The sequence below is a fragment of the Klebsiella huaxiensis genome (assembly GCF_003261575.2).
Classification (GTDB): domain Bacteria; phylum Pseudomonadota; class Gammaproteobacteria; order Enterobacterales; family Enterobacteriaceae; genus Klebsiella; species Klebsiella huaxiensis.
Genome location: NZ_CP036175.1, coordinates 4,891,105 through 4,909,114 on the forward strand (window position 1 = coordinate 4,891,105; position 18,010 = coordinate 4,909,114).

General features: G+C 59.6%; 15 protein-coding genes. 13 read left to right on the forward strand and 2 right to left on the reverse strand.

Going from position 1 to position 18,010, the window contains the following annotated elements; all coding sequences use genetic code 11:
- Positions 1-27 precede the first annotated feature (27 nt).
- Positions 28-3,300 (reverse strand): pullulanase-type alpha-1,6-glucosidase, encoded by a 3,273-nt coding sequence (gene pulA, locus DA718_RS23400; protein ID WP_112215811.1) that lies wholly within the window; start codon positions 3,298-3,300, stop codon positions 28-30.
- A 353-nt stretch (positions 3,301-3,653) separates the two neighbouring features.
- Here pulA and gspC point away from each other — a divergent pair, with 353 nt between their 5' ends.
- From gspC to DA718_RS23465, 13 genes are read left to right on the forward strand one after another with little or no spacing between them, the layout of a single operon-like run.
- A complete protein-coding gene (gene gspC, locus DA718_RS23405) occupies positions 3,654-4,493 on the forward strand; it encodes a type II secretion system protein GspC (protein WP_112215810.1) in 840 nt (279 codons plus the stop codon).
- Positions 4,494-6,476, forward strand: a complete 1,983-nt coding sequence (pulD, locus tag DA718_RS23410) for a GspD family T2SS secretin variant PulD (RefSeq protein ID WP_112215809.1) — start codon at positions 4,494-4,496, stop codon at positions 6,474-6,476. It begins immediately after the preceding gene.
- Positions 6,473-7,966 (forward strand): type II secretion system ATPase GspE, encoded by a 1,494-nt coding sequence (gene gspE, locus DA718_RS23415; protein ID WP_112215808.1) that lies wholly within the window; start codon positions 6,473-6,475, stop codon positions 7,964-7,966. The genes pulD and gspE overlap by 4 nt, the downstream gene beginning before the upstream one ends.
- Position 7,967: 1 nt before the next feature.
- Entirely contained in the window at positions 7,968-9,176 is a 1,209-nt protein-coding gene (gene gspF, locus DA718_RS23420; protein WP_112215807.1) for a type II secretion system inner membrane protein GspF, read from the forward strand.
- Positions 9,177-9,196: 20 nt separating this feature from the next.
- On the forward strand, positions 9,197-9,619 hold the full coding sequence (gene gspG / locus DA718_RS23425; RefSeq protein ID WP_112215806.1) for a type II secretion system major pseudopilin GspG: 423 nt from the start codon (positions 9,197-9,199) through the stop codon (positions 9,617-9,619).
- Entirely contained in the window at positions 9,619-10,131 is a 513-nt protein-coding gene (gene gspH, locus DA718_RS23430; protein ID WP_112215805.1) for a type II secretion system minor pseudopilin GspH, read from the forward strand. The genes gspG and gspH overlap by 1 nt, the downstream gene beginning before the upstream one ends.
- Positions 10,128-10,493, forward strand: a complete 366-nt coding sequence (gspI, locus tag DA718_RS23435; RefSeq protein WP_112215804.1) for a type II secretion system minor pseudopilin GspI — start codon at positions 10,128-10,130, stop codon at positions 10,491-10,493. Before gspH ends, gspI begins: the two co-directional genes overlap by 4 nt.
- Positions 10,490-11,086 (forward strand): type II secretion system minor pseudopilin GspJ, encoded by a 597-nt coding sequence (gene gspJ / locus DA718_RS23440; RefSeq protein WP_112215803.1) that lies wholly within the window; start codon positions 10,490-10,492, stop codon positions 11,084-11,086. Before gspI ends, gspJ begins: the two co-directional genes overlap by 4 nt.
- A complete protein-coding gene (gspK, locus tag DA718_RS23445; RefSeq protein ID WP_112215802.1) occupies positions 11,083-12,063 on the forward strand; it encodes a type II secretion system minor pseudopilin GspK in 981 nt (326 codons plus the stop codon). The genes gspJ and gspK overlap by 4 nt, the downstream gene beginning before the upstream one ends.
- The gene (gene gspL / locus DA718_RS23450; RefSeq protein ID WP_112215801.1) at positions 12,056-13,252 is read left to right on the forward strand and encodes a type II secretion system protein GspL; all 1,197 of its coding nucleotides are present in this window, start codon (positions 12,056-12,058) and stop codon (positions 13,250-13,252) included. The genes gspK and gspL overlap by 8 nt, the downstream gene beginning before the upstream one ends.
- A complete protein-coding gene (locus tag DA718_RS23455) occupies positions 13,245-13,730 on the forward strand; it encodes a type II secretion system protein M (protein WP_112215800.1) in 486 nt (161 codons plus the stop codon). The genes gspL and DA718_RS23455 overlap by 8 nt, the downstream gene beginning before the upstream one ends.
- Entirely contained in the window at positions 13,720-14,478 is a 759-nt protein-coding gene (locus DA718_RS23460) for a type II secretion system protein N (RefSeq protein ID WP_110272505.1), read from the forward strand. The genes DA718_RS23455 and DA718_RS23460 overlap by 11 nt, the downstream gene beginning before the upstream one ends.
- Complete coding sequence (locus tag DA718_RS23465) at positions 14,478-15,278, forward strand: prepilin peptidase (protein WP_112215848.1); 801 nt, start codon at positions 14,478-14,480, stop codon at positions 15,276-15,278. Before DA718_RS23460 ends, DA718_RS23465 begins: the two co-directional genes overlap by 1 nt.
- Before the next feature lie 301 nt (positions 15,279-15,579).
- On the opposite strand, the gene hrpB is transcribed toward DA718_RS23465, so the two are convergent.
- Positions 15,580-18,009, reverse strand: a complete 2,430-nt coding sequence (hrpB, locus tag DA718_RS23470; protein WP_112215799.1) for an ATP-dependent helicase HrpB — start codon at positions 18,007-18,009, stop codon at positions 15,580-15,582.
- Position 18,010: the final 1 nt, after the last annotated feature.

Sequence of the window (18,010 nt, forward strand, 5' to 3'; positions counted from 1 at the left end):
GACCGGGAGGTTCAGGACTAACTTAAGTTACTTACTGCTCACCGGCAGACCAGCGCCCTGAGCATCGCCTTGCGGCAGCTCCAGTACCGCAACGGACCAGGCCGGAAGCGTAACGGTACCGTCGGCAGCAATCTGCACGCCATTTGCCAGCGAAGATTCGCCCGCCGTCTGCTGGATAGCGCTCAGCTGCAGCGTTTCCCCGGCAAAATCATTCAGCGTCCGGCTTTCCGGCGCGGCGTTGATCGCCACCACCAGCCCGTCAAGGCGGCTATCCAGGCTCGCGCCCGCTTTCGCACCGTCATCCACGGTCATAACCAGCAGACCTGCCTGCTGATCGGAACCGGTATTGCGGAAATCAACGCGCTTCATCACCGCGTTACCGTCGCCCAACGTGAACAGCGGCGAGGATTTACGCAGTTCGGTCAGTTCCTGGTAGAACGCGGTCATCTGCTTCAGCTCAGCTTCGCCCGGCGTAGCAACCATATCTTTGACGCGAGAAATCACGTCATAGTTGCTACCGTCATCGCTGCTGCGCGGCATCCCGACGTTGTAGTTGTTATCCTGCATAGAATAATCAACGCGGTTGAACCAGTCGCCGGAGTCGTAGGAGTCGCGGGTGAAGGATTTCGAGCGCAGCAGTTCAGAGCCCTGCTGGTCGAACGCAATCCCCTGCCCCAGCATCACCGTCGCCAACGAAACGGCCTGCATGCGCACGCGGGTCGCCAGGTCGGCTTCCTGGGACGCTTTATAGCTGATCATGTCCCACAGGGTCTGGTTGTCGTGCTTCGAAACATAGTTGACGACTTCCGTCGGGTCTGCGGCATAACCGCCAGGCGCGCCGTTATAGTCAATTTCGCTACCTTTCTTCACCGCGCCGTCTTTATCGATCATCACAAAATCGGCAAGGTTACCGGCCATTCCCAGTCGGGTCAGGTCGGCCAAGTGGCGAACCTGATCATCGCTCAGGCTGGTAATTTCGTTTGGTAATACGCCCGCGCCGCTGCCGACGCCCTGGTTCTGACGCAGTGCATCGCCGGAGTCGAACGGCCCGCCGCCGCGTACGGAGTCGCGCAGACGATCGGAGAACGTACCAATGCCAGTGCCTTTCAGGTTGATCTGCGAAGCGATTTCAAAGCGATCGCTCTGGTTAGAGTCCCAGCCTTCGCCGAAGAAGTAGATATCCGGGTTCAGGGCCTTAATGCGATCCCACGCCGAGAGAATTTGCGCTTTCGGGTGATAGCCCATCAGGTCGAAGCGGAAGCCATCGATTTTATAATCGGTGGTCCATACCGCCAGCGAGTCGGCGATAAGCTTGGCAAACATCCGATGCTCCGGCGCGGAGTCTGAACAGCAGGTAGCGGATTCGACGCTGCCGGTGGTTTCATTCAGGCGCTGATAGTACCAGGGCACAATTTTATCCAGCACCGAGGTGCGATCGGTCGGCCCGGCGGCATTGGTGTGGTTGTACACCACATCCATAATGACGTTCATGCCCAGATCCTGCTTGATCGCCTGAATCATGGTGCGGAACTCTTTGATACGCGCCGTACCTTCCGGATCGGTCGCGTAAGATCCTTCCGGAACCGTGTAATGGAACGGATCGTAACCCCAGTTATAGGAGTCAGTCTGCGCCACCAGCGTATTCAGCGCCTGCACCTGCGGGTTATCCTGACTATCGCTCTGCTTAAGCTGATTCAACACCTCTTCCACCGTGGATCCGCTGTCACAGTACCCGGCAAATTCGCTGCTTTTCACTGCGCTGTTCACTTCACACAGGCGGCTGAACGGCTGCTGAATGTCAGCAACTTTGTCGCTGAACTCGTTCACCGTCGCCAGATCGAAGACCGGCAGCAGCTCAATGTGCGTCACGCCTGAAGCCGAAAGCTTCTTCAGGTGCTGTACCATATTGCTATCACCGGCGGTCAGCGCGAGGTATTTACCGCGCAGTTCGGCCGGGACGGTCTGATCCCAGGCGGAGAGATCGCGAATATGCGATTCATGGATCGTCATCTTCGCTAAATCCGCTTTGGTTTTCTGCGCATGCGGCATGGTCAGGCTGTCCCAACCGTCAGGCTTGAGCACGCTATCGTTGAGGTCAACAACCTGGCTGTACTCCGAGTTAGTCGACAGGCTGTGCGCGTACGGATCGGTAACTTCGTACTGTTCAACCTTACGCGATTGCGGATGATAAACCGTCATCGCATAGCGGTAGAATGCGCCTTTCAGATCGCTGCCGCCCTGCCAGGACCATGCGCCAGAAGCGCTGTCGCGGGTCATCGGATGGCTACCGGTTACTTTCTTATCCGCGCTGTACACCACCACATCCACCTGCTGAGCGGTCGGCGCCCAGACGCGGAAGTTCACGCCGCCGTCGGTCAGCTGCGCGCCGTAATTCAGCGCTTCCGCCGCTTCAGCATAGGTGTCATCCAGTACGCCTGCCGTCTGCACCTGGGTAGCGGAAATCAGGATCCCGTCCTCTTCGGCAGCAATGGCAACCGTTTCGCCCTGCAGCAGTTCGTCAACGTTGGCGTTTTCCGGCAGCTTAAAGGCCGCATAGCTGGAAAGATGCGGGAAGCGCATGCTGACCTGCTGGCTAACGGTGGTCGGCGTCAGTTTCAGATAGCGGTCGGTAAATTTACCTTCGCTATCGGCCGCCACTTTACTGCTGTGGCTGTAGTAGAGGCGCACGATGGGCTTATCCTGACCGCCCGACCACAACAACGTGTTTTTATCGACCCAGTGGGCTTCGGCCAGCGCCACGCCAAACGCGGCGCGGAAGGCATCGGCGCGGGAATCGTAGACCGCGCTGTTACCGGCGATAACCGATACTGTCCTGTCGGTAAAATCGCTAAACGACACCTTGAGATCGCTGTCGATCAGCTTATTGGTGCCGTCGCGAACAATCACGTTAATACAACCGCTCTCCTTATTGAGCGGAACCACCCAGTACGGGCCATATTTATCGCTTCCCGTCGGCGTGGTGCTGACATCGTTCCAGTCAGCCACCGGCGAACTCAGCGCGTCACAGGTTTCGTTATTCCACAGATAGAGGTTTTTACTGCTGTAGTCCGCCGCGCTGTTGCTGGTGATCCCGGCAATATCCACCAGGTGGATGACCGCCTGGTTTTCTACCGCCGTGACCGCTTCACCGGGCACCGCAACGTCAGGTAAACGTACAACGACATCCTGATTATCAGGCGTGTCAGGATTTCCAGAGGAAGAAGAAGAGGATCCGTTATCGCAGCCGCTAAGCAAAACCAGCGATCCCAGAACCAGGGCATTACGGGTATATCTGAGCATTCGATAGTCCCTATACATGCTGATTAAATTATATGAAGTGGTATATACACGAAACTATTCCTGGCGTACTTAAGCACCATGAAAAAATAACGAGCATATCTTTAAAGCGTCGATAATTAGATATTCTTGCTCTCTTCGGTTCAATCATCCATTCACTCATCCCCAGGGGGCGTAGGCGGCCGGGGGAGAAAAAACAAAAAGGGAATGACGACCACAATAGCGAAACTCATTATGATTCGCAGCGACCTACGCAGATTCCCGCAATAAGCACGTTCAAAATAAAAAATGTCCCACCAATATCGGTAGGGCAGTACCTTTTGTTGAGGGAAAATAGAATGAGCAAAGGAATGAAAATGCATAATTCCGTGATGAGATTAACAATATCAAATAAAAAAATAATTAATTACGCGCCTCATATTGTGACGTCCATCATATTATTTTTCACCTGTCAGCAGCTTGCACAATTAACCTGGAAAATAATTTTCCCGGTAAATTTTACGGATAACGAACGCCCTCATAGCAGCCTGACGGCACCTCCCGATGTTCTATCTAAAACAGCGCTTCCGCGCTTTACGTTGTTTGGCATCGCGGAGAAGACCGCCGCGCCCGCAAGCGTTAATGACCTTCAGCAGGCCCCCATTTCAGCTTTAAAACTGCGCGTGACCGGCCTGCTCGCCAGCACCGACCCAGCCCGCGCCATTGCTATTATGATGAAGGGCAATCAACAGGTTAGCCTCGGCGTTGGCGATAACACGCCGGGTGGAGAGGCCAAAATCGTCGCTATCTTTCCCGACCGACTGATCGTCAATTATCGCGGCAGCAATGAGGCCATCCCGCTGTTTAACGACCAACCTACTGGCGCAAAAAATAGCGCGATGACCCCAACCCAACAATTGGCTCAGGAACTGCGCAAGCAACCACAAAATATTCTTCACTACCTCAATATTTCGCCGGTGATGACCAATGACAAACTTAGCGGATATCGCCTGAACCCTGGCAAAGACCCGGCATTATTTCGCGAGGCCGGTCTCCAGGAAAACGACTTAGCTATTGCCCTGAACGGCCTGGATTTACGCGACAGAGAACAGGCCCAGCAGGCGTTAACTCAGCTTCCGGAATTAAGTGAAATAACCCTTACCGTTGAACGCGATGGTCAGAAACACGATATTTACCTGGCCCTGAGGGACGAATAATTGAACATCACTACCGTTATCCGCCCATTTTTCCTGGCGCTACTTATATTCTCATCCCTGTTATTCAGACCGGCTGGCGCGGAAGAATTCTCTGCCAGCTTTAAGGGAACCGATATTCAGGAATTTATCAATACAGTGAGTAAAAACCTGAATAAAACGGTCATTATCGACCCCAGCGTGCGCGGCACCATTACCGTGCGCAGCTACGATATGCTCAATGAAGAGCAATATTATCAATTCTTCCTTAGCGTCCTCGATGTGTATGGCTTCGCCGTGATTAATATGAATAACGGCGTGCTGAAAGTGGTGCGTTCGAAGGATGCGAAAACCGCCGCGGTGCCGGTGGCAAGCGATGCCGCACCGGGTATCGGCGACGAAGTCGTCACCCGGGTGGTACCGCTGACCAACGTCGCCGCCCGCGATTTAGCACCACTGCTGCGCCAGCTCAACGATAACGCCGGGGCGGGCAGCGTGGTGCATTACGAACCCTCCAACGTCCTGTTGATGACCGGCCGCGCGGCGGTGATCAAGCGCCTGTTGACCATCGTCGAACGCGTCGATAACGCCGGAGACCGCAGCGTGGTGACCGTTCCCCTCTCCTGGGCCTCCGCCGCCGATGTGGTCAAGCTGGTGACTGAACTCAACAAAGACACCAGCAAATCGGCACTGCCCGGTTCGATGGTCGCCAACGTAGTAGCGGATGAACGCACCAACGCGGTATTGGTTAGCGGCGAACCCAACTCCCGCCAGCGGATCATCGCCATGATCAAGCAACTTGACCGCCAACAGGCGACGCAGGGCAATACCAAAGTCATCTACCTGAAATACGCCAAAGCGTCCGATCTGGTGGAAGTGCTGACCGGCATCAGCAGCACGATTCAGAGTGAAAAGCAGGCCGCGAAGCCGGTGGCGGCGCTGGATAAAAACATCATTATCAAAGCTCACGGTCAGACCAACGCCCTGATTGTCACCGCCGCACCGGACGTGATGAACGACCTTGAGCGAGTCATTGCCCAGCTTGATATCCGCCGCCCGCAGGTGCTGGTGGAGGCGATTATCGCTGAAGTGCAGGATGCCGACGGTCTTAACCTTGGCATCCAGTGGGCCAACAAAAACGCCGGGATGACCCAGTTCAATAACAGCGGCCTGCCGATGTCGACAGTGATTGCCGGCGCGAACCAGTACAACAAAGACGGCACCGTCACCAGTTCGCTGGCCAGCGCCCTAAGCTCCTTTAACGGTATCGCCGCCGGGTTCTACCAGGGCAACTGGGCCATGCTGCTGACCGCCCTCTCCAGCAGTACCAAGAACGATATTCTGGCCACACCGAGCATCGTCACCCTCGACAACATGGAAGCCACCTTTAACGTCGGCCAGGAAGTCCCGGTGCTGACCGGCTCGCAAACCACCTCTGGCGACAACATATTTAACACCGTCGAGCGCAAAACCGTCGGCATCAAGCTGAAGGTCAAGCCGCAAATCAACGAAGGTGATTCGGTACTGCTGGAGATCGAACAAGAGGTCTCCAGCGTGGCGGATGCCGCTTCCAGCACCAGCTCGGATCTTGGCGCGACCTTCAACACCCGCACGGTGAATAACGCGGTGCTGGTCGGTAGCGGTGAAACGGTGGTGGTCGGCGGCCTGCTGGATAAAAGCGTCACCGACACCGCCGATAAAGTCCCGTTACTCGGCGATATTCCGGTGATTGGCGCGCTGTTCCGCTCCACCAGCAAAAAGGTCTCCAAGCGCAACCTGATGCTGTTTATTCGCCCGACGGTGATCCGCGACCGCGACGAGTACCGCCAGGCATCATCCGGCCAGTACACCGCCTTTAACGACGCCCAGACCAAACAGCGTGGCAAGGAGAGCAACGACGCGATGCTGAGTAACGATCTACTGGAGATCTATCCGCGCCAGGACACCGCCGCATTCCGTCAGGTGAGCGCCGCTATCGACGCGTTCAATCTGGGAGGGAATCTATGAAGCCCGCCGCCGAACGCCGTCCGCTGCTGCCTTTCAGCTACGCCCGCACGCATAACGTGATGCTGTTGAGCAACGGCGAAAGCTGCGAGGTTTTCTGCCTCGCCGCCACCGCGCCGCAGGCGCTGCTGGAAGCCCGACGGGTCGCCGCGATGCCGTTTAGCCTCGAGAGCCTGGAGGAAGAGGCGTTCGAAAAACTGTTGGTGCTGAGCTATCAGCGCGATTCCGCTGAGGCGCGACGGATGATGGCCGATATCGGCAACGAGCTGGATTTATACACCCTTGCCGAAGAGTTGCCGGACACCGACGACCTGCTGGATAGCGAAGACGACGCGCCGATTATTCGCCTGATCAACGCCATGCTCACCGAGGCCATCAAAGAGAAAGCCTCGGATATTCATATTGAAACCTATGAACGCCATCTGCAAATTCGCTTTCGCGTCGACGGCGTCCTGCGCGAAATCCTGCGCCCCCAGCGCCGCCTCGCCGCGCTGCTGATCTCGCGCATTAAGGTGATGGCTAGCCTCGATATCGCCGAAAAACGCATACCTCAGGACGGACGCATGGCGCTGCGTATCGGCGGACGGGCCGTCGACGTGCGCGTCTCTACGCTGCCTTCAAGCTATGGCGAGCGCGTGGTGCTGCGCCTGCTCGACAAGAACAGCGTTAATCTCGATCTGCTGACCCTTGGGATGTCGCCCACCCTGCTTCAGCAGGTGGATGGGCTGATCGCTCGCCCGCATGGCATTGTGCTGGTCACCGGGCCGACCGGCTCCGGTAAAAGCACCACCCTTTACGCCGCGTTAAGCCGCCTCGATGCCCGTGAGCGTAACATCATGACCATTGAAGACCCTATCGAATACGAGCTGGAGGGCATCGGTCAGACCCAGGTTAACAGTAAAGTCGATATGACCTTTGCCCGCGGGCTGCGCGCCATCTTGCGCCAGGATCCCGACGTGGTGCTGGTGGGTGAAATCCGCGATGGCGAAACGGCGCAAATTGCTGTCCAGGCCTCGCTAACCGGGCATCTGGTGCTCTCGACACTGCACACCAACAGCGCGCTGGGCGCTATCTCGCGCTTACAGGATATGGGCGTGGAGCCTTTTCTGCTCTCCACCTCGCTGCTGGCGGTGATGTCGCAGAGGCTGGTGCGCCGACTGTGCCCGCATTGCCGCCAGCAGGAACCGGCGAATGTCGACACCGCTCGTCAAATGAATATCGCCCCCGGCACGGCACTTTGGCGGCCTCAGGGCTGCGCCGAGTGCGGTTTTACCGGCTATCGCGGGCGTACCGGCATTCATGAACTGCTGCTGGTGGACGATCGCGTGCGTATGGCTATCCACCGTGGTGAAAACGAGGTCACGCTGATCCAACAGCTGGGGGCGGACTATATGACCCTGCGCCACTCCGGGCGGGAAAAAGCGCTGGCGGGGATCACCAGTTGGCAAGAGGTACTCAGAGTCACCGAGCAGCAGACTACGGAGGCCTCCTGAGATGGCACTTTTTCGCTACCAGGCCCTCGACGAAAACGGCAAAACCCGGCACGGCGTCCAACAGGCTGACTCCGCCCGCCACGCGCGCCAGCTGCTGCGGGAACAGGGCTGGCTGGCACTGGAAGTTGACCCGACAACCAACAGCAGCAGCGGACGTCCACGCTTTATCCGCCGCACGAGCGCAAGCGATCTCGCCCTGCTGACCCGCCAACTGGCAACCCTGGTCGCCGCCGCTATCCCGCTGGAAAAAGCGCTCGACGCGGTGGCCCAGCAGTGTGAGAAATCACAGCTGAAAACGATTGTCGCCGGGGTGCGCGGAAAAGTACTGGAAGGCCATTCCCTGGCGGAAGCCATGCGCGGCTATCCTGGCTGTTTCGACGCGCTTTACTGCGCGATGGTCGCCGCCGGGGAAGCCTCGGGCTACCTCGACGGCGTGCTGAACCGGCTGGCGGACTACACCGAACAGCGCCAGCAGCTTCGCGCCCGGCTGCTGCAGGCGATGATTTACCCCATCGTGCTGACTTTTGTTGCCGTCAGCGTGATTGTGATTCTGCTTTCAACGGTAGTGCCAAAGGTCGTCGACCAGTTTATTCACCTCAAACAGGCACTGCCGTTTTCCACTCGCCTGCTGATGGCGATGAGCGACCTGGTGCGTACCGCCGGGCCGTGGCTGCTGCTGGTCATCATGCTGGTCATTCTGCTGCTGCGCTACCTGCTGCGTCAGCCTGCAAAGCGACTGGCCTGGCATAAGCAGCTACTGCGTCTGCCGCTGATTGGTCGGGTCGCGCGCAGCGTCAACAGCGCCCGCTACGCCCGCACGCTGAGCATTCTTAACGCCAGCGCCGTGCCGCTGCTGCTGGCGATGCGCATCAGCGCGGAAGTGTTAAGCAATGCCTGGGCGAAGCGCCAGCTGGAAGCCGCCAGCGACGCGGTTCGCGAAGGGGTCAGCCTGCACCGCGCTCTTGAGATGACCCAGCTTTTCCCGCCGATGATGCGCTACATGGTCGCCAGCGGCGAACAGAGCGGCGAGCTCAACGGCATGCTGGAACGCGCGGCGGATAATCAGGACCGGGAGCTGAGCGCGCAAATTCAGCTGGCCCTCAGCCTGTTTGAACCCTTGTTAGTGGTGGCGATGGCCGGAATGGTGCTGTTTATCGTCCTCGCCATCCTACAACCGATACTGCAACTCAATACCCTGATGAGTATGTAATTGTTCTAATGGAGAAAAATATGCAACGACAGCGCGGATTCACCTTACTGGAAATCATGGTGGTGATTGTTATCCTCGGCGTGCTCGCCAGCCTGGTGGTGCCCAATCTGATGGGCAACAAGGAAAAGGCCGACCGGCAAAAAGTGGTCAGCGACCTGGTCGCGCTGGAGGGGGCGCTGGACATGTACAAACTGGACAACAGCCGCTATCCAAGCACCGAACAGGGACTTCAGGCGCTGGTTACTGCGCCGTCCGCCGAGCCGCACGCACGAAACTATCCGGAAGGCGGCTATATTCGTCGCCTTCCGCAAGATCCCTGGGGCAACGATTACCAGCTGTTAAGCCCCGGTCAGCACGGACAGGTGGATATTTTCAGCCTCGGGCCGGATGGCGTCCCGGAGAGCAATGACGATATCGGCAACTGGACTATCGGGAAGAAATAGTGCGCCAGCGCGGCTTTACGCTACTGGAGATGATGCTCATTTTGCTGCTAATGGGCGTCAGCGCGGGCATGGTGATGCTGGCGTTCCCGGCTTCGCATGACGATGACGCGGAGCAGACGCTGGCGCGCTTTCAAGCACAGTTGCGCTTTGTCCAGCAACGAGGACTGCAAACCGGCCAGTTCTTTGGCGTCTCGGTGCATCCCGATGGCTGGCAATTCCTGGTATTGCAAGCCCGTGAAAACAACGATCCGACACCCGCTAACGACGGCTGGAACGGCTATCGCTGGCTACCCCTGCAGGCCGGGCGCGTCACCACTTCGGGCAATATCAATCAGGGCAAGCTGAACCTGACTTTCCCGCAGGGCGAAGTCTGGGCGCCGGGCGACAATCCCGATGTGCTGATTTTCCCCGGCGGCGAAATGACCCCGTTCCAGCTCAGCATGGGCGATGCGCCGGGTATCGCGTTTAATGCCCGCGGCGAAAGCCTGGCCGAATCGCAGGAGGCGCAATGAAACCCCAGTCCGGTATGACGCTGATTGAAGTGATGGTCGCGCTGGTGGTGTTCGCCCTGGCCGGGCTGGCGGTGATGCAGGCGACGCTCCAGCAAACCCGCCAGCTGGGACGGATGGAAGAGAAAACTCTCGCCAGCTGGCTGGCGGATAATCAGTTAGTGCAGCTACGGCTGGAGAATCGCTTTCCGGCGCTGAGCTGGTCAGAAACCACCGTGCAGGCGGCGGGCGTCAGCTGGCATATTCGCTGGCAGGGTGTGGAAACCGACCTGCCGCAGCTGCGCGCGCTGGACGTCGAGGTTCGTCATGCTAAAAGCGATAAGACTCCGCTCTCTTCGCTGCGCACCTATGTAACGCAGCCATGATTCAACGCTCGCGCGGTTTCACCCTCGTCGAAATGCTGCTGGCGCTGGCGATCCTCGCCGCGCTCAGCGTCGCTGCCATAACAGTGCTGCAAAACGTGATGCGCGCCGATACGCTGACGCGCGATAAAAGCGAGCGTATGCAGGCGTTACAGCAAACGTTCAGCCAGATGGCGGCAGATTTCAGCCAAATTATTCCCCGCCGCAGTCGCGACAGCGCGAGCCTGTTTTTTGCCGGACGCTTTCAATTGAGCAGCGATGACTGGGCGATTGCCTTTAGCCGCAACGGCTGGCCCAACCCGCTGGGCATCCTGCCGCGTTCAGAAATTCAGAACGTCAGTTATCGCCTGCGTGAAGGCCAACTGGAGCGCCTGAGCTATGACCAGCAGGACCCGTTGCCCGGCAGCCAGCCCACCATCACCGTCGTCCAGCGCGGCGTTCAGGCGTTCCGTCTGCGCTTTTACGCCAGCGGCCGCTGGCAGGATGAATGGCAGCAGCCGCAGACGCTGCCGCAGGGACTGGAAGTGACCCTGACGCTGGAACCATACGGCGAAATCAGGAGGCTGTTTCTGCTCACGCCGGGGGGCAGCCAATGAACAACCGCCAGCGCGGCGTCGCCCTGCTGATGGTGCTGCTGATCCTTGCCCTGATGATGGTGCTGGCTAGCGCCATGACCGAGCGCAGCGCGCAGATGTATCAGCAGACCGCCACCACCCTCGATAATCTACAGGCCAAATGGTACGCGCTGGGGGCGGAAACCATGGCGGCGGCGCTGCTGCAACGCGACGCGCTCGATTCACCAAACCAAACCCATCTGGCGCAGAACTGGGCCCAGCAGGGACGCCGCTTTACGGTCAATGACGGCGAGATTTACGCCACCATTACCGACGCCCAGGCCTGCTTCAATCTTAACGCCATTAACCAGCTCAACGGCGATGAAAGCGCCGAAATGCCTTATCCCGCGCAGGTCTTTACCCGGCTGCTGGAAAACCTCGGCAGCGAACCCTTGCGGGCGCTACAGCTCACCGCCGCCCTGCGCGACTGGGTCGACAGTAATCGTGAGCCATTGCTGAACGGCGCGGAGGACGAAGTCTATATGGCGCAATCGCCCGGCTATCTGGCCGGGAATCAGCCGCTGCAGGATGTTAGCGAACTGCGCCTGCTGGTCGGGATGGACACAGCGCTCTATCAGCGCCTGTTGCCCTACGTCTGCGCCCTGACGGACGACGCGCTGCAGGTGAACGTCAACACCCTGAAGCCTGCTCAGGCGGCGCTGCTGGCGGCGCTCTTTCCAGCAGAAATCACCGTCCCCGAGGCGCAGCAACTGCTGCAAACCCGTGCGTCGACGGGCTGGAGCAGCGTCGCCGCCTTCCTGTCGCAGCCGACATTACAAAAAACCGATACCGCCGCCGCGCGTCCGTGGCTGACGGTACACAGCGAGCGTTTTATCGCCACCTTCAGCGTGGTGATGGGCAACGCCCGCTATCAACAACGTAGCCTCCTGCAAAAACAGGGGCGAACCTTCAGCGTCGTTCAACGGCGCTACGGAATCTATTGGGTAGCCGATGAATAACCACCAGACCTCTTCCGCCGCCGTGCTGATTATTCGCCTCAATCCTGATACCACCACGGCGCTATGGCGGCTGGTCGCGCCGGGAGAAGCGGCACAGACCGGAGAATGGCATCCTGATGATGGCGACCAGACGCTCAACCAGCTGGCGCAGCACTATCCGGCCTGGGTGCTGGTGCCGGCCAGCGATTGCGCGTTTCACCGCGTCACTCTGCCGGCCGGGGCCATCAGGCGACCGCAGCAGGCGCTGGCGTTTTTACTCGAAGAACAGCTGGCGACGGAGGTCGAAGAGAGCCACTTTGCCCTGCTTCATCAGGACAAAACCGACTGCGCCGTGGCGGTAGTTGGGCAAGAAAAAATGCGCGCCTGGCAGGCCTGGTGCGAGGGACTTGGGCTAAACGTACTGGCTCTGACTCCGGATATCCTGGCGCTGCCGCAGAACGCAACCGGCTGGAGCGCCGTACAGTGCGGCGAGCAGTGGCTGTTTCGCTGTGATACATGGAACGGAATGGCGGTGGAAACCTCGTGGCTCGATGGGCTGCTGGCCCACTGGCAAAACGTCATACCGATCGCGTGCTATTCACCGCCGCCGGATATCGCCGCACCGTGGCAGCCTCTCCCGGAGCAGGATCTTTTACAGCTAGCGTCGACCAACCCGGATGCCCGCAAGATCTGTTTACGCCAGGGCAATTTTGCGGCGAAACGCCGCCGTCAGCCGACGCCTCGCAGCTTGCGTCCAGCGATCGCCGCAGCGCTGGCGCTGATGCTGCTGTGGAGCGGCAACAGCCTGGACGATCACCTCACCCTGGGGCGACAGGCCGATGCCGCCGTGCAGACCAGTCGTGATTTTTACCGCCAGTGGTTTAAAGCGGAAAAAAATATCATCAACCCGCGCCTGCAGATGCAGCAGCATCTGCGCCGACAGGAAAGCTCAGGGGGGCAACCGGCGCTTATTTCACGGCTCGGCGCGCTGCAAAAAATCCTTGCCGAAACGCCGGGCATCCGCTTGCGCTCCCTGAGCTTTGATGCCGCACGCAACACGCTACAGCTGGAGATATCCGCCGTTTCATCACTGGCTCTGGAGCAGTTCAGCAACCGGGCGCGAACGGGATTCCGCGTGCAGACCGGCGAGATGAAGCCGCGGGCCGACGGTATCGCAGGTCGTCTGACGCTGGAGGACACCGATGCCTAATCTGCTCGCCTTATGGCAACAACGTACGCGCCGCGAACAGCATCTGCTGCTGGGGATGGGCGTGATGCTGCTTATGGGCCTGGTGTATTACGCGCTATGGCAGCCGTGGCAAAACCGCGAGGCGCAATGGCGGCAAACGCTAGCCAGAGAGCAGGCTAATCTGCAGTGGATGCGCCAGCAAACGCCGCTTCTCCAGCAGCTTAACCAACAGAAATCGCCCGCCGCGCAGGAAGAGCCATCGACGGTGATTATGCGCGAGGCCGCCCGCCACGGTATCACCATCGTTCGCCTGCAGCCGCAGGGAGTCCGCCTGAGCCTCACCGTGCAGCCCGCCGATTTCCAGTCGCTGATGTCATGGCTGGACGCACTGGGACAGTCGGGGATGGCGACCGCCACGCTGGCGGTGGCCGCCGTGGCGCAGCAGCCCGGCCGGGTTACGGTCAATGCGCTGGTGCTGGAGCGTAGCAATGAAAAATAAACTGATTATTGGTCTGCTGTTGGCGGCGGTCTATCTCTTCTGGCTGTTGCTTAGTGCGCCAGCTCGGCTGTTGACTCTGGCTTTGCCGGAAGGCGCACGGCTCTCTGAAACCTCAGGTACCCTGTGGCAAGGGGAAGCCCGTCAGGCCAGCTGGCGCGACGTTGAAATAGCCTATTTGCGCTGGGAGTTTGGCTTCTCGTCCTGGCTTCCCGGCTGGCATATCCGCTTTAACGACCCGTCCGGGCTGCGCGGCCAGGCTTGGCTGCACGGTCTGAACGAATTTGTGGTACACGAGGGGCGTCTCACGGTTCCGGCCCGTTTTATCAGCCAGCGGTTAGCGCTCGGAATACCGCTGGAAGCCAGCGGTCAGGTGGTGCTGACATTACCTGAAGCCAGCTTTAACGCCAGCGGCTGCCAGCAGATTCCCGGCGGCAATATACAGTGGCGGGATGCGGCGCTCAACTCCCCGGCAGGGGCGCTTGAGCTGGCCCAGATTAACGGCAAATTAAGCTGTACCCCAGCGGGTGCCCTGACCATCGCCCTGACCCAGGACTCCCATCAGCTTAGCCTAAGCGGACAAGGTTCTTTCACGCCAGACGGTCGCTATACGTTTAGCGGGACATGGCAAACCCGCCAGGCGGCCCCGGCGCTGCTCACCCTGCTGGCGACACAAAATGCGCGTAAAGATGAGCAGGGGCGCACACCGTGGCAATTGCAAGGGCAGTGGTTATCGCAGGAGACACGATGATGATAGACAATATCACGCGGCTGGAGGAGTTTGCCGCACAATTCCCGCTCGTCTGGAGCGGTTTTTTACTCCTTTTCGGTCTGACGTTCGGCAGCTTTTTTAACGTCGTTATTCACCGTTTACCGCTCATGATGGAGCAAACCGAAACCGTTAATCTCTGCTTTCCCGCCTCGTTCTGCCCGCAGTGCCGTCAGCCCATCGCCTGGCGGGATAATATTCCCCTGCTGAGCTTTCTGTGGCTGAAGGGGCATTCACGCTGCTGCGGGCTACCGATATCTCGTCGTTATCCGCTGGTAGAACTGGCGACCGGCGTGCTGTTTGCGCTGGCCGGGTACCTGATGCCGCCGGGGATGCCGCTGCTGGGCGGCTTGCTTCTGCTGTCGGTTCTGCTAATCCTTGCCGCCATCGACGCGCAAACGCTGCTGCTGCCCGATCGGCTGACCCTACCGCTGCTGTGGGGAGGGTTGTTGTTTAATCTTAACGATACCTTCGTGCCGCTGGCGGATGCGGTCATCGGCGCGATGGCCGGGTATTTGTCGCTCTGGACGGTGTACTGGGTATTTCGTCTGCTGACCGGTAAGGAGGCGCTGGGCTACGGTGATTTTAAGCTACTGGCGGCGCTCGGGGCGTGGTCCGGCTGGCAGTGGCTACCGCAGACGCTGCTACTGGCCTCCGCCAGCGGCCTGGTCTGGACGCTGTTACAGCGGCTGGTGACCCGACAGTCGCTGCAACAACCGCTGGCCTTCGGCCCCTGGCTGGCGTTTGCGGGGGGCGGCATCTTTTTGTGGAATCAGATATAACCGAGACAATCTTCCCGGTGGCGCTGCGCTGACCGGGCTACAGGCTGGTGCCGATCTGGTAGCCCGGACAGGTGCGCCAGCGCCGCCTCCGGGAAACAGCGCGCAATGCAGCTTCAGATTATCTTCCCGGTGGCGCTGCGCTGACCGGGCTACAGGCTGGTGCCGGTCTGGTAGCCCGGACAGGCGCGTCAAGCGCCGCCTCCGGGAAATAGCGCGCAATGCAGCTTCAGATTATCTTCCCGGCTGCACTACTGTATGACCGGGCTACGGGTCCGCTGCAAACTGTGGGCCTGTCCGGGGATTACGAATACTTTTTGGTGCGTCGGGTTGGGGCAGTGTTTGCCGGATCGTCCGGCCAGACGTGCTTCGGATAGCGCCCTTTCATCTCTTTTTGTACCTCGCGGTAGCTCCCCTGCCAGAACGCGCCTAAATCGCGGGTGATTTGCAGCGGTCGCTGAGCGGGCGATAGTAGCTCCAGCACCAGCGGTACGCGCCCCTGAGCTATAACCGGGGTCGTCGCCTCGCCAAACATCTCCTGCATCCGCACCGCCAGCGCAGGCGGATTTTCATCATGATAGCGAATGGCGATGCGGCTGCCGGTCGGCACCGTATAATGACCAGGCAGCTCGCTATCCAGCTTCTGACGAAGCGACCACGGTAGCCAGTTTTGCAGCGCCTGGCGCACGTCCAGCGCCTTTAGCGCTCGCAGCGAGTGAACGCCCGTCATTTGCGGCAATAGCCACGCTTCAAGCGACTCCAGCAGCGATGTTTCATCAACGGCGGGCCACGCATCTTCCGGCAGCCACTGCGCGGCACAGTGCAGTCTCAGGCGCAGCTGTTCCGCTTCCGGGGTCCAGTTGAGTACGCTCAGGCCCTTATCCCGGATACCGTTGAGCATCGCCTGATGCAGTTCCTCTTCCGAAGGCTTCGCCAGCGGCTGGGTCTTGATCACCAGTTGCCCGATACAGGTGCGTCGCCAGGCCTTCAGGGTGCCCAGCGTTTCGTCCCACTCGACGGTATCAGAACGCTGAGCCAACGCCGGACACTGCTCAATCAGCGCATGAATATCCACCGGCAGCGCCAGTAAAATCCGTGCATCCGGCGATGAACTGCCCTGCAATAGCAGCGGCGCAATCAGCCACTCATGGCGACCCAGCGCATCGTCAGCGTCAAGCATTGCGCCCATCCCGTTCGCCAGCTGGTAGCGCCCTTCCTGGCCGCGACGATGGGCAATACGGTCGGCAAAAGCCGTTGCCAACAGCGCCGCCATTTGCTCAGCATCAGGCTGACCGACGCGGGTCGCCAGCCTTTTCATCAATTGCTGCGCCCGCAGCTGCCAGTTGGTCTGTTGACGGGCAAACGCCGAGCTAAGATCGCTATTACCGCCGCGCGGCGGCTCTTCCAGGATTGCCGCCAGCTTAGCCGCCGTCGCGACACCATCAGCATCTTCCGTTGCGGTCAACATGGCCGCCAGGCGTGGATCGTTACCCAACGCGGCCATTTTGCGCCCGTGCGCCGAGAGTCGCTCGCCGTCCAGCGCCGATAGCGAAGTCAGCAGGCGACGGGCCGCCGCAAGGTTGGCCGCAGGCGGCAGATCCAGCCAGCTAAGCTGGGACGGATCCTGGCATCCCCACTGCAAAAGCTCCAGCAATAGCGCCGACAGATCGCTTTGCAGGATTTCCGCATCGCCCTGCGCCGCCGCCCGCTCAGCCTGCTCTTTACCTATCAAATGCAGGCAGATCCCCGGTTCCAGGCGTCCGGCGCGCCCGGCACGCTGGGTCATCGAGGCCTGGCTAATGCGTTGTGTGATCAGGCGAGTCAACCCGGTGCGGGCGTCAAAGCGGGCGACGCGCTCCTGGGCGCTATCCACCACCAGCCGAATACCTCCGATAGTCAGACTGGTTTCGGCAATATTGGTCGCCAGCACCACTTTGCGCATCCCGGCAGGCGCAGGCAGTATCGCCTTGCGCTGCTCACTCAGCGGTAGCGCACCATATAGCGGACAGAGAACCACATCGTTCGCCACCCGCTCCGCCAGCCGCTCCTGCACCCGCTGAATCTCCCCAACGCCAGGCAGGAATAGCAGCATCGAGCCGCTTTCACTGCGCAGCAGTTCCGCGGCGGCAATCGCCACCGCCTCGTCAAATCGCTGATGCGTTGGCAGCGGCAAAAAACGCCGTTCAACCGGGAACGCGCGCCCTGCGGATGTCACCGTTGGCGCCTCCGGCAGCAGCCGTTGCAGACGCTCGTTATCCAGCGTCGCCGACATGATTAGCAGCTTGAGATCGTCGCGCAATCCCTGCTGTACGTCGAGCAGCAACGCCAGCGCCAGATCCGCCTGCAGGCTGCGTTCGTGGAATTCATCGAGGATCACCAGTCCGATGCCGGTCAGTTCAGGATCGCGCTGGATCATCCGCGTCAAAATACCTTCCGTGACTACCTCGAGGCGCGTATTCGCACCGACGCAGGTCTCAGCGCGCATGCGATAACCCACGGTCTCACCGGGTTTCTCCCCCAGCAGCTCCGCCAGCCTTTGCGCCACGTTGCGTGCAGCTAGCCGACGCGGCTCCAGCAGAATAATGCGCCCGTTAATTTTACCTTCAGCAAGGATTTGCAACGGCAGCCAGGTGGATTTCCCGGCGCCGGTTGGCGCATTGAGCAGAACCTGCGGCGCATGCTGCAGGGCAGTGAGAAGTTCAGGAAGAACGGCGGCAACCGGCAATGAGGACACG

Excerpts from the sequence above, each read along its gene's own strand:
- pulA (WP_112215811.1), bottom strand. The coding sequence starts at position 3,300 with ATGCTCAGATATACCCGTAATGCCCTGGTTCTGGGATCGCTGGTTTTG.
- gspC (WP_112215810.1), top strand. The coding sequence starts at position 3,654 with ATGCATAATTCCGTGATGAGATTAACAATATCAAATAAAAAAATAATT.
- gspE (WP_112215808.1), top strand. The coding sequence starts at position 6,473 with ATGAAGCCCGCCGCCGAACGCCGTCCGCTGCTGCCTTTCAGCTACGCC.
- gspF (WP_112215807.1), top strand. The coding sequence starts at position 7,968 with ATGGCACTTTTTCGCTACCAGGCCCTCGACGAAAACGGCAAAACCCGG.
- gspG (WP_112215806.1), top strand. The coding sequence starts at position 9,197 with ATGCAACGACAGCGCGGATTCACCTTACTGGAAATCATGGTGGTGATT.
- gspI (WP_112215804.1), top strand. The coding sequence starts at position 10,128 with ATGAAACCCCAGTCCGGTATGACGCTGATTGAAGTGATGGTCGCGCTG.
- gspJ (WP_112215803.1), top strand. The coding sequence starts at position 10,490 with ATGATTCAACGCTCGCGCGGTTTCACCCTCGTCGAAATGCTGCTGGCG.
- gspK (WP_112215802.1), top strand. The coding sequence starts at position 11,083 with ATGAACAACCGCCAGCGCGGCGTCGCCCTGCTGATGGTGCTGCTGATC.
- gspL (WP_112215801.1), top strand. The coding sequence starts at position 12,056 with ATGAATAACCACCAGACCTCTTCCGCCGCCGTGCTGATTATTCGCCTC.
- DA718_RS23455 (WP_112215800.1), top strand. The coding sequence starts at position 13,245 with ATGCCTAATCTGCTCGCCTTATGGCAACAACGTACGCGCCGCGAACAG.
- DA718_RS23460 (WP_110272505.1), top strand. The coding sequence starts at position 13,720 with ATGAAAAATAAACTGATTATTGGTCTGCTGTTGGCGGCGGTCTATCTC.
- DA718_RS23465 (WP_112215848.1), top strand. The coding sequence starts at position 14,478 with ATGATAGACAATATCACGCGGCTGGAGGAGTTTGCCGCACAATTCCCG.